General features: G+C 50.8%; 16 protein-coding genes and 2 tRNA genes. 13 read left to right on the top strand and 5 right to left on the bottom strand.

All coding sequences use genetic code 11. The features are described from left to right. Positions 1-58: 58 nt before the first annotated feature. Positions 59-1,369, bottom strand: coding sequence for an ABC transporter substrate-binding protein (locus tag PMI18_RS16570; protein WP_007899966.1), 1,311 nt, complete (start codon positions 1,367-1,369; stop codon positions 59-61). A 323-nt stretch (positions 1,370-1,692) separates the two neighbouring features. Here PMI18_RS16570 and PMI18_RS16565 point away from each other — a divergent pair, with 323 nt between their 5' ends. The 11 genes from PMI18_RS16565 (at position 1,693) to PMI18_RS16515 (ending at position 11,340) form a co-directional block, all read left to right on the top strand. Next, entirely contained in the window at positions 1,693-2,598 is a 906-nt protein-coding gene (locus PMI18_RS16565) for a helix-turn-helix domain-containing protein (protein WP_007899967.1), read from the top strand. 354 nt (positions 2,599-2,952) lie between these two features. Next, a tRNA-Cys gene (locus PMI18_RS16560) sits at positions 2,953-3,026 on the top strand. Between the two features lie 195 nt (positions 3,027-3,221). Then, a tRNA-Leu gene (locus PMI18_RS16555) sits at positions 3,222-3,308 on the top strand. A 160-nt stretch (positions 3,309-3,468) separates the two neighbouring features. Further along, the gene (locus PMI18_RS16550) at positions 3,469-4,782 is read left to right on the top strand and encodes a tyrosine-type recombinase/integrase (RefSeq protein WP_007899970.1); all 1,314 of its coding nucleotides are present in this window, start codon (positions 3,469-3,471) and stop codon (positions 4,780-4,782) included. After that, positions 4,779-5,441: a hypothetical protein gene (locus tag PMI18_RS16545; protein ID WP_007899972.1), complete on the top strand. Its 663-nt coding sequence runs from the start codon at positions 4,779-4,781 to the stop codon at positions 5,439-5,441. The genes PMI18_RS16550 and PMI18_RS16545 overlap by 4 nt, the downstream gene beginning before the upstream one ends. Before the next feature lie 72 nt (positions 5,442-5,513). After that, positions 5,514-5,735 (top strand): helix-turn-helix transcriptional regulator, encoded by a 222-nt coding sequence (locus tag PMI18_RS16540; protein ID WP_007899974.1) that lies wholly within the window; start codon positions 5,514-5,516, stop codon positions 5,733-5,735. A gap of 122 nt (positions 5,736-5,857) precedes the next feature. Beyond that, positions 5,858-8,332: a toprim domain-containing protein gene (locus PMI18_RS16535; RefSeq protein WP_007899976.1), complete on the top strand. Its 2,475-nt coding sequence runs from the start codon at positions 5,858-5,860 to the stop codon at positions 8,330-8,332. Beyond that, complete coding sequence (locus PMI18_RS16530; protein WP_007899978.1) at positions 8,332-8,622, top strand: hypothetical protein; 291 nt, start codon at positions 8,332-8,334, stop codon at positions 8,620-8,622. The genes PMI18_RS16535 and PMI18_RS16530 overlap by 1 nt, the downstream gene beginning before the upstream one ends. 255 nt (positions 8,623-8,877) lie before the next feature. After that, positions 8,878-9,222: an HNH endonuclease gene (locus PMI18_RS16525; RefSeq protein ID WP_007899980.1), complete on the top strand. Its 345-nt coding sequence runs from the start codon at positions 8,878-8,880 to the stop codon at positions 9,220-9,222. Between the two features lie 43 nt (positions 9,223-9,265). Next, entirely contained in the window at positions 9,266-10,060 is a 795-nt protein-coding gene (locus tag PMI18_RS16520) for a GIY-YIG nuclease family protein (RefSeq protein WP_007899982.1), read from the top strand. 284 nt (positions 10,061-10,344) lie between these two features. Next, a complete protein-coding gene (locus tag PMI18_RS16515) occupies positions 10,345-11,340 on the top strand; it encodes a GIY-YIG nuclease family protein (protein ID WP_007899984.1) in 996 nt (331 codons plus the stop codon). A 418-nt stretch (positions 11,341-11,758) separates the two neighbouring features. On the opposite strand, the gene PMI18_RS16510 is transcribed toward PMI18_RS16515, so the two are convergent. Beyond that, positions 11,759-12,991: a hypothetical protein gene (locus tag PMI18_RS16510; protein ID WP_007899986.1), complete on the bottom strand. Its 1,233-nt coding sequence runs from the start codon at positions 12,989-12,991 to the stop codon at positions 11,759-11,761. Between the two features lie 1,169 nt (positions 12,992-14,160). On the opposite strand from PMI18_RS16510, the gene PMI18_RS0129520 reads away from it, so the two are divergent. After that, positions 14,161-15,162 (top strand): SEC-C metal-binding domain-containing protein, encoded by a 1,002-nt coding sequence (locus PMI18_RS0129520; protein ID WP_007899988.1) that lies wholly within the window; start codon positions 14,161-14,163, stop codon positions 15,160-15,162. A 369-nt stretch (positions 15,163-15,531) separates the two neighbouring features. Here PMI18_RS0129520 and PMI18_RS16505 read toward each other — a convergent pair whose 3' ends face one another. Further along, positions 15,532-16,158 (bottom strand): hypothetical protein, encoded by a 627-nt coding sequence (locus PMI18_RS16505; RefSeq protein WP_007899991.1) that lies wholly within the window; start codon positions 16,156-16,158, stop codon positions 15,532-15,534. 1,147 nt (positions 16,159-17,305) lie between these two features. Between PMI18_RS16505 and PMI18_RS16500 the strand changes: the two genes are divergently transcribed. Further along, positions 17,306-18,235: a DUF4365 domain-containing protein gene (locus tag PMI18_RS16500; protein WP_007899993.1), complete on the top strand. Its 930-nt coding sequence runs from the start codon at positions 17,306-17,308 to the stop codon at positions 18,233-18,235. Between the two features lie 319 nt (positions 18,236-18,554). On the opposite strand, the gene PMI18_RS16495 is transcribed toward PMI18_RS16500, so the two are convergent. Beyond that, positions 18,555-20,381 (bottom strand): ATP-dependent nuclease, encoded by a 1,827-nt coding sequence (locus PMI18_RS16495; protein WP_007899994.1) that lies wholly within the window; start codon positions 20,379-20,381, stop codon positions 18,555-18,557. Between the two features lie 317 nt (positions 20,382-20,698). Further along, positions 20,699-21,628, bottom strand: a complete 930-nt coding sequence (locus PMI18_RS16490) for a hypothetical protein (protein ID WP_007899995.1) — start codon at positions 21,626-21,628, stop codon at positions 20,699-20,701. Positions 21,629-21,751 lie beyond the last annotated feature (123 nt).

A 21,751-nucleotide genomic window follows, 5' to 3' on the forward strand; every position in this document is an offset into this window, starting at 1 on the left:
AAGCCTCGCTCCTACAGGTTCTCCCACTGGTTCTGCGTCTTGATTTATCGGTATGTTGCTATTTGGGATAACCAGCGCGTTTCATCTCGCGTTCGGTGGTTTGCTGGGCCGAGGCCAGGGCCTGCTCAACCGGCATCTGCCCGGTGAGCGCCGCAGACAGCAGCTTGCCGACCGACGTGCCGATGGCCTGGAATTCAGGAATGGTCACGTACTGGATGCCGACGTAAGGCACGGGTTGGACTGACGGGTGTGCAGGGTCGGCGTGCTGCATCATTTTCAGCGTGACACTGGCGAAGGGCGCGGCCTGCAAGTAGGCGTCGCTGTAGGTGGACATGCGAGTGCCCGGCGGTACGTTGGTGATGCCATCCTTCTCGGCGACCAGTTGGATGTATTCCTTGGAGGTCGCCCAGGTCACAAAGGCTTTGGCGGCTTCCTTGTGTTTGGACGTCGCAGGGATGGCCAGCGACCAGGCATAGAGCCAGGACGAACCCTTGTCGGTGACCTGCGTGGGTGCCGCGACGAAGCCGACCTTATCGGCGACCTTGCTTTGAGTTGTATCGGTGATGAAGGAGCCTGCGACGCTGGCATCGACCCAGATCGCGCATTTGCCGCTGTTGAACAGGGCCAGTGTCTCGTTGAAGCCATTGCTCGAAACACCCGGCGGGCCGTACTGCTTGAGGGTGTTGACGTAGAAGTTCGCGGCGGCGGTCCATTCCGGCCCGGTGAGTTGCGGCTGCCACTGCTCGTTGAACCAGCGTGCACCGAAGGCGTTGGACATGGTGGTCAACAGCGCCATGTTTTCACCCCAACCAGCCTTGCCGCGCAGGCACATTCCGTACTGCTCTTTGTCCGGCTGGTGCAACTTGCCGGCGAACTCGCCGAGCTGCGTCCAGGTCGGGTGCTCGGGCATGCTCAGGCTGGCGTTCTTGAACAGGTCGGTTCGGTAATAGGTGATGGTACTTTCGCCATAAAACGGCAGGGCATAGAGCGTGTCGTTGACTGACAGTCCCTGGCGAACCGAGGGGAAAATATCCTCGAGGTCATAGCTGGCGGGCAGATCCTTTATCGGCTCCAGCCAATGCTTGGCGCCCCACAGCGGTGTTTCGTAGGTGCCGATGGTGAGCACGTCGAATTGACCGCCCTGAGTGGCAATGTCAGTGGTCAGGCGCTGACGCAACACGTTCTCTTCGAGGACCACCCAGTTGAGCTTCACATCAGGGTGCAGCTGTTCGAACGTTTTGGACAACCGCTGCATGCGGATCATGTCGTTGTTGTTCACCGTGGCGATGGTCACCGTTTCGGCCGCCTGGCAGAGCAGGGCGGAGGACAATCCGGCGGACAGAAAAAGTACTGTTGGAATGATCTTCATTGTGTTCTCCGCTCTGCGCCTTGGGCGGCAGAGGCTCTTATTGTTGTTGTAGTCCGCGGTGCGAGTCATCGCCGCAACGGGATGACCACAGGATTACAGCAACCCAAGCGGTGAACAAATGAACGGCATACGCGACACTGATACTTTTTTAACCGTGGCACTCGTGGAAAAAAAGTATCAGTGGCCGCCCTGTAGCGCGCTAGGCTTGCTGCCTGCTTAGTGTGAATCTGATAACCGCGCCTTGGCGTTTCGAATCAGCTTCGACTCGTCCCGGGCTTCGCGGTAGCCTTGATAAAACCAACAAAAACGGGATCGCCAGAGTGATGAACCATCACGTAACCGCAGACAAGCCGCCGGCGCTTGAAGTCATTCTGAACGAGCCGCAGCACAGCTTTCGTTGGTATGAACACGACTATCCCTTCGACCTTGCTCGCTGGAACCATCATCCGGAATTCGAGATCCACCTGATCCGCGAAGGCAGTGGACGGCTGTTGGCCGGTGACTATATCGGCGTGTTCGAGGCCGGCCATGTCGCCCTGATCGGCCCTGGCCTGCCTCACGACTGGATCAGCGATCTGGGCAAAGGCGAGGTGATTGAGGGACGCGACGTGGTGTTGCAGTTCGACGGTCAGATGCTGATGCAACTGCGCGACAAGGTTCCCGAACTCAGCGAGTTGCAAAACCTGTTTCGCCAGGCGGCACAGGGCATCGAATTTCATGGCGATACCCGCAAGAAAGCGGCCCGCCTGCTGGAAGACATCGGCCAGTGCCACGGATTGCAGCGACTGTGCCTGTTCCTGTCATTGCTGCAATTGCTGGCATCGGCCCCCGACAACGAGAAACAGACACTTGCCAGCCTGCAATATGCGCCGATGCTCGACGCGTTGACGGCCCAGCGCATGAGTATCGTCTTCGACTACATCCTCAACGACCTTGCGGATGAGTTGCGGATGTCCGTCATCGCCCAGCGCCTGGACATGAACGAACCGGCCTTCTCCAAATTCTTCAAGCGCGCCACTGGCCATACCTTCGTCGACCTGACGCGCAAACTGCGCGTCCAGCGCGCCTGCCGTTTGCTGGCGCAAAGCAGCTTCAGCGTTGCAGATATCTGCTTTGAAGTGGGTTACGCCAACTTGTCGAATTTCAATCGGCACTTCCGTCATGAAATGCAGGAGACACCCAGCCAGTATCGGCAGCGGTTGCAACGGGTGGTGGCGGTCAGTCATTGAAGAGGGACATATAAGCAAGATCAAAAGATCGCAGCCTTCGGCGACGCCCACAGGCGCGTAGGAGTTGCCGAAAGCTGCGATCTTTTTAGCCGACACTCATCTTGCGATAGGTAGCGTTTTTTGTGGCGCTGAAGTGTTAGGCTCCAAAGCGACCGGGTAGTGGCGATCGCGCATCTCGAATTATTTTTCTCCAGTTCTTGACATGCCTTTCGAACCAGTCCAGAATTGCGTCCATTCCTGCTTAGGGAACACGAAAACCCCTTAGATTTCAAAGGGTTGGATACTAGATTAGAATCTTGTTTCCAGATACGAGTTTACACGTTTGGTGTTGTGCTACTGACATCAGATGTTTGAGGCCGAATAGCAAAATGGTTATGCAGTGGATTGCAAATCCACCTACGCCGGTTCGATTCCGACTTCGGCCTCCACTTTAAACGAGCTCCGTAGATCCATGATCTACGGAGCTTTTTTATTTTCGCAGTCCTGCAAGATTTAGTCTTGAAAAGGGGATTTGCGAACTTGCTTCACCGGAGCGGGATGTATATATTTCCCCCTCTGTTGCACAAGCGTCAGAACTGCCAGATCGTTATTGGCCAGTCTTCAGACTGCTTTACCGCGCTACCGCCCGAATGGCGAAACTGGTAGACGCATGGGACTTAAAATCCCCCGCTCGTAAGGGCGTGCCGGTTCGATTCCGGCTTCGGGCACCAATAGTATGATTTCAGATGTTCCCGTAGACACCTGAAACCTAGAGAAACCGGCCTTATAGCCGGTTTTTTTGTGTCTGAATATCCCCGTATGTTCCTGTACAGCCCCACGATTTAGGTATACGTTTAGGTATATATCGGTTCGATATCGAGGCGTATACCTATGGCGCGCACCGTAACTCCTCTGACAGACCCCAAATGTGAAGCTGCCAAGTCCCGCGAAAAGGATTACACCCTGTTCGACGGGCAGGGGCTTTTTTTGCTTGTAAAGGCTACCGGCACCAAGGTCTGGCGCTTCAAGTATAAAAAGCCAAGCGGTAAGCCCGGTCTGGCTACGTTCGGCAACTACCCGGCTCTCGGTCTGAAAGCCGCCCGCGCACGTCGAGCCGATGCACTCGAGTTGTTGGCGCATGGCCAAGACCCCATCGAGAGCGCTAAGCAAGCAAAGATCGAGGCGGCCAGTGAGGCGGGGAACACCTTTGAGGTGCTGGCCCTGGAATGGCACGCCAGCATGTCCGGAAAATGGTCGAAGGATCACGCGGTCAGGGTGTTGAAAGAGATCGAGGTCGATCTTTTCCCCATGCTGGGCAAACGCCCCGTATCCGACCTGAAAACCCGCGACCTGCTGGCCTGTCTGAAGGCGGTAGAGAAGCGTGGCGCGCTTGATGTGGTTGGGCGACTGCGCCAGCGCATCGCCGGAATCATGCGAATCGCCGTTCAGCGCGATTTCATCGAATACAACCCGGCGCTTGATCTGGTGGGGGGGACTGCCACCCGCAAGACCAAACACCGCCCGGCCTTGCCCCTTGAGCGGTTGCCGGAGTTGTTGCAACGCTGCGAGGCTGACACCGGACGACCGCTTACCTGTCTTGCTGTAAGCCTCGCTCTACTGGTGTTCATTCGTTCCAGTGAGCTGCGCTTTGCCCGCTGGTCTGAGTTCGACTTTACCCGGAGCATGTGGACGATTCCCGGCGAACGTGCACCAATCGAGGGCGTCAAGAGGTCGCACCGAGGAGCCAAGATGGGGACTCCGCACCTTGTCCCGTTGTCACGTCAGACGCTTGAAGTGCTAGAGCAGATACGCCGGCTAAGCGGGCGTTTTGATCTGGTGTTGCCGGGCGATCACTACCACTGGCGGCCAATGTCGGAGAACACCGTAAACAAGTCACTGCGCCGTATGGGGTACGACACCAAGATAGAGGTTTGCGGGCACGGTTTCCGCACTATGGCCTGTTCCGCGTTGGTCGAGTCCGGTCTATGGTCGCGTGACGCGGTTGAGCGGCAAATGAGCCACCAAGAGCGCAACGGCGTGCGCGCGGCCTACACCCACAAGGCTGAGCACTTGGAAGAGCGCCGACGGATGATGACGTGGTGGGCTGACTACTTGGACGCTAACCGGGAAAAGCACATTACACCCTATGATTTTGCACACCGGGACACTGATGTTGTGAACATGAAACGGGGGTTACACGCATGACGAAACGAGGCAAGCGATCAAAGGCACTTCCAGTATTCGACAATCAACTCGAGTGGGGTACAGGTGATTTGGTCGATGAAAGCCTGTCTGATGCTGCGCAGGCAATTATCGCTGACTTGGCCGAACATCACGACGGCGATCTTCAGGAATGGTTAAAGCAAAGGCTTGGGTCCTACAGAGCAGTCACCCGCGAAACGGAAAAAGGACCAGCGCGCCACGAAGAAATTCGCGAAATACAGCAGGCACACCTGAGTCTTCGTGAAGCGCTACAGCGGCTAAGCAATTTCTCTCCTTTTGTCGAGGGTCTCATCAACGACGCCTGCTGGCGTAGCCATGGGTGCTTTTTCAGCGGTGGCTTGCTTTCTGACCTTGAGGCGAAGGCCACCATGGTGTCCGATGTGTTGGATATTACCGAGCAGAAGTTGGAGACCGCTCCAACTATTCGTGGCGTGAAGCCGAAGTTTCAGCGAGATGCTTTGCTGGCTGATACCGCAGACAAGCTACGGCAGTCATCCTTAGCGAAGATGACCAAACGCAGAGCTGCAGAACTCGCCCGAGAGCTTCTCGTTGCCGCAGGGGTCGAGGTGCCAGAGGATATTGTCGAAATCGAAAAACTGATCAGGCGTGTAAAAAAAGGGGGAAAAAAAGCCTCTAACTAATCTCTTTTGAGCACTGCGACAGCAATCGGGGGTTCAACAAAAATGGCTCCGTACCGATACGGAGGCGCTCAAATGCAACCAGTAACAATTCCCCCGAAAGCTCTCATCCGTCAGCCAGCGCTCTGTCAATGGCTGGACCTGTCCCGCTCCGGCCTAGACAAACTCCGCAAGAAAGACCCGACCTTCCCGAAGCCGATCAAAGACGGCGACACCCGCCAGGCTGCTGCGTATTACGTCGTGGCTGAGGTGGATGCATGGCTGCGCGCCAAGATCGAAGCGAGGGATGCAGTATGAGCCATTCACCACCGCTTACAGCGTCCTGGAAGTTTCGCGTAATGGCCGCCCTGCACGCTGATTCCTCCCAGTCTTCTTCTCTCTGGTCCTGGCGCAAAGCCAAGCAGCTCGGGGTGTAACCCATGAAAAGTCAAAACGGCGCCAATGCGCCGACGGGATCGGCTTGGCTGAAATCCATGATTGGGCCCGTGGCGCTCTACCTTCTTGGCGAGCCAAATGCCGCAATGAGCAAGCCGACCGAGTTTCGATTCGGAGCGCATGGCTCGTTATCCGTCGATCTGGAAAAGGGGGTATGGCACTCGCACGAAGACGGGTGCGGTGGCGGCGTATTGGATTTGATTGCCTGGAAAATCGGCATCACAAGTCGGGCCGAGCAAATGGGCTGGCTTGAGCAGCAAGGCTTAAAAGAAAACCAGCCGGTGCCATATCCTGAAAGTCCTGATGTCCTACCGGCCAGCCGTCGCATCTCGGCTTGTTATGACTACACCGACGAAGACGGCAACGATCTGTTTCAAGTTGTCCGCTACGAACCAAAGGACTTTCGCCAGCGCCGCCCGGACGGAAAAGGCGGCTGGATGTGGTCAGTGAAGGGCGTGCGTCAGGTTCCCTACCGTCTGCCGCAATTGCTGGACACGCCGTGGGATACGCCAGTGTTTGTCGTGGAGGGCGAGAAGGACGTATTGCGCTTGGAGTCACTGGGGTTGGTCGCAACCTGCAACGCCGGCGGCGCTGGCAAGTGGCCCAGTGCGCTCAACAAACATTTCGCGCGCCGCCACGTAGTGATTCTGGCGGATAACGACGAGCCGGGACGTCAACACGCCGACAAGGTTTGTCGGGCACTGAGTCAGGCCGAGGCAGAAGTTCGCGTACTGAGCCTTCCAGGGCTGCTGCCGAAGGGCGACGTATCCGACTGGCTGGACGCGGGCGGCACCGTCGAGCAACTGCTGCAAATGGTGGATGCTCCCTGCAATCACCAGTTCGAAGACAACGATCAGCAGTCAGTCGAGGACCACTTCGAGCTCGGTGATGATGCTGACGAAAAGCAGAGCCAAGCTTCTCTGCTGGTCAAGTTCGTGGAGCAACGCTTCGAGTTGTTCCACGATCAAAACAAGGACGTTTTCGCCAAGGACCGAACGACCGGCGAAGTGCGTGATCTAGCCTCGCTCCAGTTCCGAGATGCACTGGTTGCCGGTTTTTACTCCGACAGCGGAAAAGCACCCCGAGATCAATCGGTCCGCGAGGCGCTGAGCACTCTGGCCGGCCTCGGTCGATTCCATGGAGACCGCGAGGAGGTAAACCGGCGCACTGCTGGTGCCGCTGGAGATTATTTTCTCGACCTGGCTGTATCGGGCAGTAGCCGAGCGGTTCGCATACGGCTAGGTAAGTGGGAGATCGTCGAGTCACCTGAGGCGATGTTCGTTCGGCCTGAATCCATGCAGCCGATTCCGGCTCCAGTTCCAGGTGGATCGATCGAGCAACTTTGGCATGTGGCGAACATCCCGCGCGGCTCCCGTCTGCTGGCCCTGGCGTGGCTGATCGAATGCCTGCGTCCTGATACACCTTATCCAGTGCTGGAGCTGCTGGGCGAGCAGGGCAGCGCTAAGAGCACGACACAAACAGCGCTACGCCAGCTTATTGATCCGAATTCCTGCCCATTACGCAGCGCACCGAAGTCGGCGGAGGACCTATTCATTTCTGCTCGTGTGTGTGCGGTAGTGAGCCTGGAGAACATCTCGCACTTGCCCGCAGCAACTCAGGATGCCATGTGTGTATTGGCAACCGGAGGCGGCTTTGCCAAGCGCAAGCTGTACTCGGATGCCGAGGAAAGTGTTATCAGCGTGAAGCGCCCCGTCGTGCTGAATGGCATATCTGCGTCAGTCACGGCGCAAGATCTGGTGGACAGAACGATCACTATCGAGACGCCGGTTATCAGCGAGCGGCTGGAAGTGACAGACCTTTGGCGGGAGTACGAAGCCGAGCGTCCGTGTTTGCTGGGAGCGCTGCTGGATATTTTCGCCAAGGCGTTGGAGTTAGCGCCGCAGATGCACATCCCCGTTGACGAGCGTCCGCGGCTGGTTGAATTCGCTCGCCTCGGTATGGCTGTCGCCGCCGCAGCGGGACATGAGCCCGAGGATTTCCTGCACGAGTTCAATTCCAGTCGGCAGGAAAGTCTGGCTCGCACCATTGACGCTAGCCCGGTAGCTGCCGCCGTAGTGGAACTGGTCGAGGCGCGCCCGCAAGGAGTGACCGCATCAGTAAAAGAGATTCTGCTTATCCTGGAGCAGTACCGTCCAACTGGCTGCGATTCGTGGCCGCGTTCCGCGAAGGGGCTAGGGGACGCCCTGCGACGTGCCGCTCCCGCTCTTCGGCAGATAGGCATCGAGTGCAAGCCCCTAGGTAAATCTGGGGGGACGGTGAAGTGGGGAATCGGGAGAAAGTTATCGAAGCAATGTCCTGCAAGTCCTGATGTCCTGCCAGGCGATCACCCCGAGCAGGACATTGGGACTTGCAGGACTTCGAGTCGGCAACTATCCCCCGACACCACCATTACCTCACCGGACATGGCCTTCGATGAATCCGACGCGGAGGCCTTCTGATGGGAGTTATCGACTATCTCCATGACCGTGGGTTCAGTGCCGAGGTGGTGGGCAACCGCTTATGGGTCTCACCATCTAGCAGGCTGACACAGGAGGAGCGCCGCTATATCAAGTTGCACCGTTTGGAGCTGATGGTCGAAGTTGTGGCCAACGATGGTGAAGCCCGCAGCAGTCACTGGACAGTGCTCGTGACGGGGTACAGCCCCTTCACAATGATCGTTGAGCCGATGACCTATACCGAAGCCTTGGCTGAAGCCCGAATGCTGTGGCCTGAAGCGAATGTAGAGTGACGTTTAGCCCGGATAACTACCGGGCTTTATACTTTTACACAATTGATTGGTGATGATTTCGCTTGCATGGGTGTCAGGGAATACTTGACCAGTTCAGGTTGCCTCCAGACTACTTGATTGCTGCTTTTGTTTTGGCGTAGATTTGCTCTTGTCGTTCCCTTAAAGGGGCGATGTTGGGCCGGTTCGAGTGACTCGACTGGTACCGTTTCTCGCCTTTCGGCGCAGCGGACTTCCTTTTTCATACAGGAGGCCGCCATGGCCGATAAATCTGTTATCAAACATCGTTTCGCTGCGTTCGATCGCCAAGGTGGTCGCTGCTATTACTGCGGCTTCCAGATGTGGCGCGATACTCCTGAGGCCTTCGCCCGCCTCTATGGCCTTTCCCTTCGGCAGGCTAGGCACTTCCAGTGCACAGCCGAGCATCTAGTCGCCAGGCAGGATGGCGGAAGAGATACCCAGTCCAATATTGCTGCCGCCTGCCAGCGGTGCAATCAGGGCCGTCATAAGCGCAAGGAAGCGCCTGAGCCGCAGGAGTACAAGGCTTTAGTGGAGAAGCGGCTGAGCAAAGGTGGCTGGCACCCGCTTCCAGCAGGTACGTAAAAAAACGCCCGGTTCGCCGGCCCTTCAACGGGAAGGAATTCAAGTGGCCAACAACATCAAAACCGAAGTTCAGGAAAGCGGTGTGGCTGAACAAGTCCGAAACGTTGAACTCGCCGACCTGGCGGTCACTTTCGATCTGCCTGCGACGCGCTTCCAGCGAGAGTTGGCGCTCCTGGGCTGGAGCATGCTTGTTCAAGAGGCCACCCGTTTGGCGCACGCGGATGAGTTTGAGCGCAACGTTGGACAGCGGAGCATCGATCCAGCGAGCCTCGATGTGACGCCGACCTGGGCGCATTTCGTACAAGCTGCGAAAGAATTCCTCCCGCATCTCGCAGCGCGAGCGCCCGGCACTCCAACGAGCCCGGCTGACCGGCTGACCGGCTATGTATATGTCTTGTTTGATGGGATGACGGGGCTCAGCAAGATCGGGCATACCAAGACGGAGGGCCATCGCCAGCGCGCGCAGATGGGCGGCCATGGGAACGTGCTAGTCAATGCAGTCAATGCAGTCAATGCCAAGGTGCCTGACTGCCTTGCGGCCGAGGCGAAGTGTCACGAGCATTTTGCCCAGTACCGCACGAACGGTGAGTGGTTCAGTGCGAAACTTGAAGACATTCTTCAGTATATTCATGTGGAGCTGGATTGGCTGGAGATCGACTACGAGAATCAGGCGAGGCTTGTGCAATACATCCTTCATTGCCAATCCGGTGATAGAGAAGAGGCAAGGGCGGCGCTGATGGAGGGGCGAAGAAAACATTCACGCCTCAAGCCCACCAGCAGCGGTCTTGCTTTTAAAGCCAAATGTAATATTTTTGAAGAAACTCCAGAGATTCCATAAGCTTGGATTTCGTAACAAGTCGTTCAATTTCGCTTCGGCCACTATAATCGTGGTCTTGACTGGACTCGCTAATCGCACCCACTTTGAGTCGACTTCTGCCGGTCACGACCGGCAGATATCGGCCAGAAGAGGTCAACCACACCTTGGAGATAAGCGGCTAGCTCCGAGATCCAGAATGCGTGAGATTGAGCGGCCAGGCAGGTGACGGATACGGTGCAAACCGGTTGCTAGGCCTGCATGCGCTGCTATCCTATCGAGTTCAGCAATGAAAGCTGGAGAATAAGATGGCCTCGCACGTATACATTCTCAAAGACGCTTTTCACCAACGGTTCAAGATCGGTAAAGCCAACAACATCGTCGCCAGAGCACGTAGTTTCAGGTGGAAATCTATCGACTTTTCGAGCTCCCTGGGGTTGGTGGTTGCGTCGGAAGAGGATGCGTATGTGTTTGAAAAAATTCTGCACAGAACCTTTCGTTATGCGCGCCTTACTACAGACCAGGTCCTAGCTACTGGCGGGCTTTCTGATGGGGGAAGCGAATGGTTCGATACGAACTGCTGGCCTCGTTTATTGAAATACCTCGAGGACAATCACGACCTGCACCCGCATGAAATCGTAAGCGGTGAATCACTCGCACTGCTGGTTACCCAGATTACACAGTCTTCCGAGCTCGCTTTGGCACGTGCAAATTTGAAAGCGGAAAAGGAAGCTCACCGCATAGAGCGCCTAGAAGTTCAACTCGAACTCCGGCGTGAGCAGATGGGGGAAGTGAAGAAAATACTGCTTTCTGCTCAGCCTAAGTTGTTCCGAGAACTCGAACATCATCGCCAGGAAAGACAAATTGTCGGAGTCTGCAACGGTAGGTACGGGAACTCGTTGGTGTTGGCAGCGAGGCAGTCCTCGGAAGAGAAACGCTTTCTATGGCGGTTAGAGTTGCAAGACACTCAGTACCACTACAAACATGGTGGTGGGTCCGTCATCACTGGCGTGCGCCAGATGAGTCTGGCAGGGGGGGCAATCTGCACCGTCTCATTGCCCCGACTTGAATTGCAAGAGGACGGGCTGTTTGCCGACGTCAATCAACTAATTCATGAGGCGTTCGATCGAGAGCTTTCTTGGCTGCGATCACTACCCACTGTTAGTGAGGAGTGGCTTGATTTGATGCTTCCTGTTTTATGGGACGATCCTGATGAGAAAGACGAATCGGCTATTGAAGTCTGTATCCTCGAGGCTATCCGACACGCACAGAGCATAAAGCTTCCTCCACTAGCGTATGTTTGATTACAGCTTGCGGATTCTGAGCCGCGGGGTTGTACCCCCAAAAGATCTCCTCTAGATCCGCAGAGCTTGCCGGGCCGCTGCTGGCCGAGGCTGTGTGAAAACGTTTTAGAACAGGTTTGATGGTCAGAACCAGAACGAAAATCGCATTCCTACGCAAATTTCAGGTCCGCTGATTAACCAATCACTGGCAGATTTTACGTGGCAACGCAGACTTCAAAACAATGCCTGCATTTTTACGCAGCCTGGGCTGATAGCAGCCTGCCGCGAAGGGCTGCAATCGGCCAATAGGAGACATTCACAAGTCCGTCTAAATCAGAGTAACAGAGGTTGTAAAACGTTAAATAGCGAGCTTCAAAGGTGTATAAAAAGCCCGCAGCCGTACAGTTATAGTTAAATTTATATCTGATAGATCTTGATGCTACTTTATATTATGTAAGTTGTATGTTTTTACGAGTTGCCCGAACGGGCATAGTTGATCATCTAGACCGCGAATAATTGCATTATTATAGCAGTCATCATTGACGATGCCTTCATTGTTGGTCTCACAAATGGCGAGAAGAGGGCATGTTTTTCCTTCATGCGCAACAAAGTCTAAAAATCTTTGTGCAGCATAAAATTGAACAAACTGATCGCCATCATACTTTTCAGGTAGTAGCGTGATCATCTCATCATTATCATTGAGAATGATGGGCATGCCTATTCTACCAATTAGCATTGATATGGTAGAGGAGAATGAATCTTGATCCATTCGATAAAGTTGTGTAAAAAACAACTCTCCACAAAAATCGCTTTCCACCAACTCTAAAACTTCGTCAATCCAAGATGATACACTCTCGAAATTATTACGATGGAAACGTTCTTTTAGCATGGTTTTTAGCCCGCCAAGTCTGCGTTGAACTTTGCTTTTTATAGTTTCATTGAAACCGCCAGCAGAACTCCAACCCAAAGACTTTAACGTCGCGTCAATAGTGACGGAGTCAAATAATAGCTTTTGGTTCTCTCCGCTAAAAGCTAACTCTATTATTTTTAACATGTGATGAAACGGGTTATCGTTGTGCAGGGAGAACTCGACTAAGGCAATTCGGCAGTCGCCCGGCATTTTTGAAAGCCCTAAATGGTCGAAAACCTTATCCATTGCTCGATACGGGAATGCGGGTTCGGTTGTCATCCAGTGATTAGCCTCTATTTTGTGGGCTATATACTCCAGCATATCCCTAGCACCAATTGAATAGTTTTTGCCAGTGCTAAGTATGGCACTATACTCGAAGACCCGAATACTGGTATTAGGTATTATGAAATGACTATTAATAAGACACTCGATCGTTGCATCTTCCTCATCAAGGTGTTTAGTTCCTCCCCAGCTGTATTCATACTGCTTTTGGACTATTTCAGAGTCATCATCCCATTGGTCGAATGGCTTAATAAAGCCTACTTCGCTTGCTTTGCTAGCGACGAGTGCGAAACGCCTTAACTGACCCAAATTTAATCGAATATTATACGCAAGGAACAGATCTTGCAAAAAATGTATATATTCATGTGTAAACGTCTGGTTGTGAGCCAGTAAATTCATTTCCAACGAATCTTTTGTATGTATATGCATAATAAAGTATGACGTACTATAGGTTCCTTCCGATACATTGAGCCGCATCATTGATATTTCCTTGCGCGTTTGTTAGCAGTTTTTAATTTAAAATTGGCGGAGACATTATTTTTATTTGCCAATTATAATGCTTTGCACCATGGCGCTGCTGAAAATAATTTATCCAGTTTCAGCTGTTTATCGACTGAAAACTGCCTCACACTAGTCAACTGCTCCCACTCAGGGCCGAGTAGCAAGCATGGGGCATTAGATGCGCAAATTGCAATCCGCATTAGGTCGAATCCATACCAGTAGGCGATTCATTTGAACAAACACCAATAATCGATCACACCTTGGCATTCCTGCCTGAGTTATCAAATCCGTTAGCTCAAGCGGAGCTTCACGCAGCGATTCGCCACCGTTTTCTAGGTGCCGCGACCGACCGCTGTAGGTCGATAGCAGCCATTATGCCTATACGGATATAGCCGATGTATACACCTCCTGATCTCCTCCATCGATTTCGTGGCATCACACTAGGCGATCGTGGCGATAGACGAATGACCGCGAGTAAGGGTGACCTAGTGATTTGAAATAGGCTGTGAGAGGCGCTGAATGGTAGTGGTGAGCTGCTGAGCTGTTCCATTAAACAGTATCGGCAATGTCGACCGAAGGCTTTACGCTGAGCGGCATAGAGTTCGACAGTCAACGCTGGTACGCTCATTCTTGATGGTGTCGCCCTATACATTAAACATAACGAAAAAAGTCTAAGGATAGAAGTTCATGCTAGAACCAATTATAAAAGGAATAAGCGCCAATGAGAGCGAGCGAGTTCTAGATCAAGTAGCTACTAAAACTTTTTCAGCTTGTGGAGCTATCCCAGTCTGTACAGGGATGTTTCGGGCGGTAAAGAGGTTGCTGATCTCACAGTTTATTTTGACAACACACTCATACTATTTTCCGACAAGGGTGAGGTTGTTTTTCAGGATCACAAACCTACAGACGTCGCTTGGAAACGTTGGTACAGAGCAGCCATTAGTGAGTCGGCCAAACAACTACATGGTGCAGAATCTTTCATAAGGAATCACCCGTCTAGGGTTTTTCTGGACCGCCAATGTCAACGGCCATTCCCCTTTGATCTAAGTCTGCCCGACCTAAAAATCCACCTGATTTGCGTAACTAGAAACATTGGGGCTGCGGCCAAGAGTTATTTTGATTCTATAATGCCTGGGAGCGCAGGGACGTTGGCTTCATTTTACGCGCTCGATGAAAAGGAGATATTAGAGCGACCTTTTACCATCAACGACATTAACCCCAAAAAAACATTCGTACACGTCTTGGACGAAACAGGCGTTGATCTACTACTTGGAGAGCTTGCGACTCCAACTGATTTCATCTGCTACCTCAAGGCAAAAGAGCACGCGATTCGGAAGCTAAACTTATTATCTACTGGCGGCGAAGAAGATCTACTAGCTTACTATTTAGAAAATCGTCAAGAAGATGGCTATGGATCTATTCCCAACCCAAGGGATAGCCAGGGACCATTTATGATCCACGAATGGTACTGGAGAGAATTCATTAAAACAGTACCTTATTACCTGCATTGCGGCGAAAAGAAAGTAGGCGCGGGATGGGCATCAATTCTTCGAAATTTTTCCGATTGCATTGTCAATGCAACGGTCGGCGAAGGACATCATCTTTCACTAGTTGAACATTCCGACGCAATAAAGACTCTGGCTTCTGAGAACGTGGTATCCCGCGCACGATTAGCGAAGGAATTATTTGATAAGTATCACGCAGTACCGGAGTTCGTTCGCTCGGCTAGAGTGGTTCCGTCACTGTCGAATAAAAGAAGGCTATACGTACTACTTTTCTTTCCTTGGAGTGATGAATATGCATCCTATGAAGAGTATCGGAAAGATAGGTTGGACTGCATGGTCTTATACGCACACGTTGCAGCCTATAAATACCAAAAACCAAGAGAGATCGTAGTTTTTGGCTCCGCAACCAAAGGGGCGACACCTGGTTCAGAAACAATACTAGTCATCGACACCTCCACCCCGCTGAAAGCTGAAGATCGCGCAAACGCACAATATATAATGCGCTACCATGACATATTGAATGACATCACCGAGATTCGCTCGAGTAACGTCGAGGAAAAATCTCCGGGGCGCAATGAAAAATGTCCGTGCGGCTCTAGCAAGAAGTTTAAGAAATGCTGCGGAAACCTCAGCCTTGAGTGGTAAATGCCTTATTTTCCACAAAAGTTGACGGTGGGTATGGTATGCCTTCCTCAAAAGCAGTTGCTCTCGGGCTCGACTCTTGGTGTCGAGCTCTTCACAGTCTTAAAAAGAATGACCGAAAGGTTGGCCTATCTTCTGATTGACTACGTTTGACGCGAACGGCGGCATCGACCCAAAGCGGTCAATGAACTACCCGCGAAGACCGCACCAATGGCGGTGACGAGCGGCATAGTGAAGACAGTTCCTCCCATAGTTACAGGGCAAGACCTCATGGTCGGCGTAGTTCCCGTGGGAAACGGCTTGCCAGTGATGAGGTCAGCCCAGGCGACTCATCAATAATACCTCAGTGCAACAAATGGTCCTGCAAACTAGTCAGAAAGGTAACTCATCATCCATTAGTAAGGACATTTCGAACGCAGTAGCAGCTTCTTGCAGCAAATCTACAGTCCATACGTCAAGATTGAATCGATGGACAGATATACCAGTGACAACTTCAAAAAAAATACCGTCCAAACTTTTCAAATTCAAGTTTCGGACGCCACTCACAATTGGCTTAATCTCCAGGCCGCTCCAATCCAGTTTAAATGAATCTCCCGGATCGAGTTTAAAAGGGAAAACACCAGTGTTTTTTTCAGAGAGTTCATGTTTTAGCGATGTACGCTTTTTACCGTGGCATACCCTTAGGTCATTAACTGTACACCGCCTCATACCTTTACAACCAATGGTCAAGGTTAACCACGCCAGGCTTGGTTCTTGGATTAACATTAGCTGTTCGCTATCTCGCTCCAATTGAAATCTTTCACTACGCCTAGTCATATACAGACTAACGACAACAGCCAAAAGCGCACCAATACCGGATACCCAGTCCCCAACACTTCCCCAATCTGGAACAAATCGCACAGTCGACTGTGGATTGAGGTTAATCCCGGCGGTGAGGCCTGCGAAAGCAGAAAATGCACATAGGACGATACCCGCAAGAATTACAGCAACAACCTTCATTTACACTCACCTACGAACGGGAAGCTGCACATTATATGGCGGCGCTGCTTCGCTGGCACAGTTCATTAAGGGGAAGAGATTTTCCCTTATCGTTGTAGAAGGCGCTCAGAATCAGCCCTTCTAACCGCATCAGTCATGCCCTCTTCTGACCGAGAATCTCGTCTTAGCGCGCTGTTGATTGCTTGCTGAGCCAATCCACATAGATGACCGATTGCTGTCTGTCGCGAAGGGTAGCAACTGGGCTGTTTTCTGCCTGTCACGACGACCGTCAGAAAGCGACCGATTCTGTTGAAAAAGTCGGCCGTGGTTTTTAAGGCAGAAAAGTACGCATCGGAGATTGAAATCCTGAATGCCCGCAGAGCCTTTCAGGCTGAGATTTCAGGTAGAAGCGTGCTGAAGAGGCGCTTTCACTGACCCATCCTACTGCAACCGGAGAAACCCGACTTTTTCAACAGAATCGACCCAAAGCGGCCGTTGGCCAGAGGCTGAAATCGGCCAGAAGCAGTCATTCGGTAATGGCTGTTTTCGACCGATTGTGTTGAAAAAGTCGATCCTTCCAGACTGCCCGCATATTGGCTGCTGAAAACACCTTTTTTGCGTGCCGCTACGCGAAATCCGAGCACGGAATCCTCTGATAAAAGTAAAGATTTCAATCTCAAGCGCGTACTTTTCTGCCGAGGAAACCATGGCCGACTTTTTCAACAGAATTGACCCAAATCTGCCTTCCAGGGATAAACTGCTTCCTCAGGCAGCATGCGAAACCTAGAAGCGGGATTACCCGTGAGCTCGGGCGTAGCCCATGCCATACGTGTGGCGGCCCATCTGCTTTGGGTGGGCTCTGGGGCGCCCCCTGCGGCGGTGTGAGCTGAAAAGATTCGCGATCAACTCCCAGTCTGCATCAGAAAATTCGTACCGCTTGTTCATGGCAGAGGCCAGGCTGAAAGGGCCAGAATTCTGCGGAAACTCGGATTGCGAAGGGCTTTGGCAAGATTTCAGAACCTAGGACATTCAGGCAACGGTACGTGAAGTCGGGCATGTATAGACACCACATTAGACAATGAGCAAAAAAACCGGTCAAACTACATTCCTGACGATACCCATTCATCGATCGAACTAGTCGTGTCAAATTTGTTAAAGGGATTTTTCAATGCCTCAGTATCCAGCTAATGATGTAATAGGTGACATTGGCGTTGATCTCGTCTCCCTTAAGGTAAAAAGAGCGTTTTGTTGGGTTTTCAGAGAACAGATGAAAAACGACCTAGGTATTGATGGGCATATTGAAATTGTCAATGAGCAGCGAGAGGGGACAGGCCGTTTAATAGCTGTACAGATTAAGACAGGGGCATCCTACCTAAAGCACGAATCGGATGAGGGATTCAAATATTACGGTGAGGCAAAACACCTTAAATACTGGCTGCTCCACTCGCTCCCGGTGCTGGTGATCTTATGTGATGAAAAGTCTGAGGTTTGCTATTGGGTTGAAATCTCACGCAGCAACGTTAATCGGACTAAGTCGGGATGGAATGTTCTTGTGCCAAAAAAGCAGGTTCTAACAAAAAGGTTTAAAAAGGATTTGCTGTCAATAGCGGGTATGCCCCAGCATGCGGACATCGTAAGGCTGGCACTGTTCCGATTCCTGGCGGAGAAGTACCATAAACATTCCATGTTCGGGCGACTTGATATCTGTCCACTGCTGCACGAGCCTCGTGACTTCACGTATTTTACTTGTCTTGGGGAAATGGAGAGGGATGAGACATACGTTTACGTTGCGCATCATCATGATATATACGAGGAATTCTCAATCGAGGTGCTTGACAAGTTCATAAGCTGGCGCGAATTGAATATAAAGTCGTGTGGCCACAGCGATCCCGCCCCTAAATTGTTTGTTTATGCTATTTCCGAGGATAAAGGCGCGTTAAATGTGGTGCGAGAAAAGTTTGGCGCTGGAACGACTCCCCCGGGAGTAGAGATTTTTACTCTTCATTACAGTTACATGAGCATGGTTTGTCCTGAGGATGGAAAATTTTACCATTTGACTGAGATTGATGAAGCCGGTGAGGAAGTATATTTTTATTAACCTCTGCTTGGTCAGTTTCGATGATCGACTCGATCACTTGGTAAATCACTTGCTGACTTAGAGCAGTACCCATTAAACTGTGCCAGCTGAATAACATCATGATCACCTCCCTTCGTAAGCGCTCCATAAACCCCACCTAGCCAAAGATATGTCCGCTATGGGGCGGTAGCTACCATATACACCGCTTCGCCGCCAACGCTACCGATTCCCGCAGGAAGGAATCGGGCAGCGAGAATATACGGGATCGCCTAAAAAGCTGGCGATCTATTTAATTAAAATCAGGTTGCTGCTCAATATATGGCAGCAATCTGATCCCGGCCTAAACTTGACGTAAGTGATTCAGGTGTGGAGCAGCCAAGTCGATAAAAATATTACGCCAGCGCTCAGGCAAGCCTGCAAATTCTGCAGGCCAATTTTCCTGGATGTGTTTATAAGCCTTGAATGGTTTTTCAGATGCGGGAGAGGGATATCCCAAGATATCCTCAACGCATTCCTCTAGCATAATTCTTCGATTTGCTCCACAAGCAGCCAAAATGGGCTCATTCATGATTACTGCTCCGGGCGTATCTGCGTCTCTGTCATGCATGATGATGTAATTCATGCCAAGCGCATTCATATATTTAGCTATAGAAATCAACACGGGCTTACCACGAGCGCGGAGGACTTCACAGTTACCTATAAATCTAGATTTATCAACCATTCCCAGCCTCTTGACTGTCTCTCGAATGATTACCTCTTCAGTGTCGCCTTCAACAAATATGCATTTTTTAGTAAAGAAAATACGAGAAATATAATCATCTGTTTTTAAAAGCATTTTCAGATTTTGTTTTTCGTCCCCAACCAGCTCTTCGAATGCCCGCTCTAAATTAAAAGAGCTACATGTTGTAAACTCATCATTTGCAAATGAAAATTTTGTTAGACTCATGCTTTTCTCTGAGCCTAAATTAATCATAAACGGAGAGTGGGTTGTTGCTACTATCTGGAAGTTGGGGCCAGCCAATTCATAAAGTATATCGCGCATCTGGTTAGCAGCAGCAGGGTGCAGATATATTTCAGGCTCTTCAAAGCAGAAAATCGTAGCTCTCGGAGTATCCGTTCGACGATTCACAAACCCTTGTACATATCTTAGTAACTGGAAAGCTGTTGCGCGTATCATTCCATGCCCTTGGTACGCAACGGTTGTCCTCACGTTACTTTTCATTTCAATATTGAATTGAGGTTTTATAGCTTTTTCAGGCTGGTCGAGAGAAGCACTAAGATGAATGGAAGATTCAGGGAAAAGGCTGTGCGTCATAGTATTAAGATCAGTGATAAGCCTGCCGAAATCAGTTTCGCTATCGTTAGGATTTAACTCCTTAGCAAGTTCAGTTAGAAAAGCCTGAGCCTGGTTATAATTATCAGAGCCTTGGCGCACGGTATCAAACAACTCTCCAAGCGTCTTAAAAAGAGCACCAGAAGGATGAGTGAGTTGGGTAATGCATGACTCCGCAGGAATAATCACAATTTTTGGAAGTTTAGATAGGACGTTGCCGGGTATACCGCCGGGGTTCTCCACCCAAACAGGTTCTTGATCTGTAGCGGCGTCCCAATAACTAGGCAAATCGGTTAGAAGGTTCTTGACAGCCGCGTGACTCAACAGTTTGTTTAGGTTAGCTTCTCCAAAGTGATTGCGAAGAAAAACATCAGAAAAATCTTCTCCAACAAGATCCTCAACCTTCCTGCAATTAATGTAGCGTGCATTGACAGAGCGTGGATACTCCATAAGAAATACTTTAGGCTTGGTATGTTCAATGCTCCATTTTTTCTTATAGACTATTTTCTTATTTGTTTCTCCGGGCAGAGGAGCCTCATGAGTAATAACTCGCCCCTTGAAACCAAGCCACCCCTCCGAATCATCTGGAAGGTTTCTATATTCGGCGACAATTTCAATTTCAGTTTCCCGTCGGTAGTCTTCAGTCTCAGGAATAAAGGTTTTCGAATAATCCTCGAGGGTGACGTCGCCAGTTTTATGTAAATAGTCAAGAGCTGCAAACACACTGGACTTCCCAGCATTGTTAGGGCCTATCAGAAAAGTAGTATCCCTAAATTTTATTTTGCAATCTTTAAGCTTGCGAAAATTCTTGATATCGACTTCATGTAAGCGCATTTACAACTCCCTTTGTCTAACCATTAATTGCGACGATAAATTTTTCGTAACTAGACGATTTCGACGTCACTCCAAAAACCCATTAAACACTGCTTTTAGCCGATTTCTGCTTGTCGCCACCGTCAACTTTGGTCGGCCCGCTTGTCGTGACCGGCAGAAAGCGGCCAGTATCAGCAGCTTATCACCAACAAAACCGTGAGTGATTAATCACACTTAGCTCTAACCTTTTGGCGGGTTCGTATTAAGTGATTTTCTCCCAATCAAAAGGCGCAGATCAAAATCACCACAGAGAAATCGTGACATGACTTTGAGGTTTTCTATTTAAAATTGATCTCACCTTGCCCCTTAAGCAACTGACGAACTTTATAGTCCCATCGACCATCATGAATAATTCTATTGTGCTCGTATTCACCATTTATGATTTCATCCTTACTCAGAGACGAGAGTTCTTCCCAGTCATGACCGAAGATATATGTAGCGTTATTTAGATGTATACTTTCGAGAAAATATGCCTTTTTCTTGGCGAATCCATATACAAAATACCCTGAATAGCCGCCTCGACCAGTTGCCAAAAAATCCGGTTCATATTGAGAAAGCAGCCTCATTCGATGCTCGATTACACCTTTTGCAGACGGAGTTAATCGTTGAAGATGTGGTTCAACGTATCCTTTGGCTTCATTCCATGGGTACTTACCTGGCGGAAGCACTTCCCACTGAAGCTGGCGAATAGGCACGTCGGCTATTTTGTGGTCTGCGATGTCAAATATTTTGAAGTGACCAAAGCATTCTAGAAATAGATTTGCCAAGTGCAAGACAGCAGTTTCACCATCTGTATCAAAATCAATTTGGCGAGTTGCAAGATACAACTCGTCATCTATATTTTTTAGAATTATTCGTTCAATTGGTGCACGGATAAAATCTATAGGATAAACATCCATGACCCGATGTTGTACGCCAGAGTGTTCTTGGCCATGCCAGTCCTTCCAAGTCCGATATGTTGGTATGGCCTTTTTTATCATGGGAAGATCTTTCCTTTTAATCTCTTTCCCACTTATATTGAAATCACTTACCTTCCCTACATTACTAGGGAGAGCTGCATCACCATCCCGCCCAAGCTTGTCTAAGCCTAATTTATGAAGATTCTCGCCGACGACACTTTTAGCATCGACAACAAAATATACTTTCCTTGCACCTCTAGCTTCCGCGTAAATACGGGCTGCACTTTTTATAACCTTTGCTTCAATCATAACTACTCCCTGTGTGATCTCTGAGGCAGAGTCATGACGCTATCATTAGGCCACTAAAAATATCAACGACTATCCTCATCTACGGATGAGTCGTCTTGCTTCAGCAGGGTATTTCTAAAAATG

This window comes from Pseudomonas sp. GM102, from assembly GCF_000282555.1.
Lineage (GTDB): Bacteria > Pseudomonadota > Gammaproteobacteria > Pseudomonadales > Pseudomonadaceae > Aquipseudomonas.

Excerpts from the sequence above, each read along its gene's own strand:
- PMI18_RS16570 (WP_007899966.1), bottom strand. The coding sequence starts at position 1,369 with ATGAAGATCATTCCAACAGTACTTTTTCTGTCCGCCGGATTGTCCTCC.
- PMI18_RS16565 (WP_007899967.1), top strand. The coding sequence starts at position 1,693 with ATGAACCATCACGTAACCGCAGACAAGCCGCCGGCGCTTGAAGTCATT.
- PMI18_RS16550 (WP_007899970.1), top strand. The coding sequence starts at position 3,469 with ATGGCGCGCACCGTAACTCCTCTGACAGACCCCAAATGTGAAGCTGCC.
- PMI18_RS16545 (WP_007899972.1), top strand. The coding sequence starts at position 4,779 with ATGACGAAACGAGGCAAGCGATCAAAGGCACTTCCAGTATTCGACAAT.
- PMI18_RS16540 (WP_007899974.1), top strand. The coding sequence starts at position 5,514 with ATGCAACCAGTAACAATTCCCCCGAAAGCTCTCATCCGTCAGCCAGCG.
- PMI18_RS16535 (WP_007899976.1), top strand. The coding sequence starts at position 5,858 with ATGAAAAGTCAAAACGGCGCCAATGCGCCGACGGGATCGGCTTGGCTG.
- PMI18_RS16530 (WP_007899978.1), top strand. The coding sequence starts at position 8,332 with ATGGGAGTTATCGACTATCTCCATGACCGTGGGTTCAGTGCCGAGGTG.
- PMI18_RS16525 (WP_007899980.1), top strand. The coding sequence starts at position 8,878 with ATGGCCGATAAATCTGTTATCAAACATCGTTTCGCTGCGTTCGATCGC.
- PMI18_RS16515 (WP_007899984.1), top strand. The coding sequence starts at position 10,345 with ATGGCCTCGCACGTATACATTCTCAAAGACGCTTTTCACCAACGGTTC.
- PMI18_RS16510 (WP_007899986.1), bottom strand. The coding sequence starts at position 12,991 with ATGATGCGGCTCAATGTATCGGAAGGAACCTATAGTACGTCATACTTT.
- PMI18_RS16505 (WP_007899991.1), bottom strand. The coding sequence starts at position 16,158 with ATGAAGGTTGTTGCTGTAATTCTTGCGGGTATCGTCCTATGTGCATTT.
- PMI18_RS16500 (WP_007899993.1), top strand. The coding sequence starts at position 17,306 with ATGCCTCAGTATCCAGCTAATGATGTAATAGGTGACATTGGCGTTGAT.
- PMI18_RS16495 (WP_007899994.1), bottom strand. The coding sequence starts at position 20,381 with ATGCGCTTACATGAAGTCGATATCAAGAATTTTCGCAAGCTTAAAGAT.
- PMI18_RS16490 (WP_007899995.1), bottom strand. The coding sequence starts at position 21,628 with ATGATTGAAGCAAAGGTTATAAAAAGTGCAGCCCGTATTTACGCGGAA.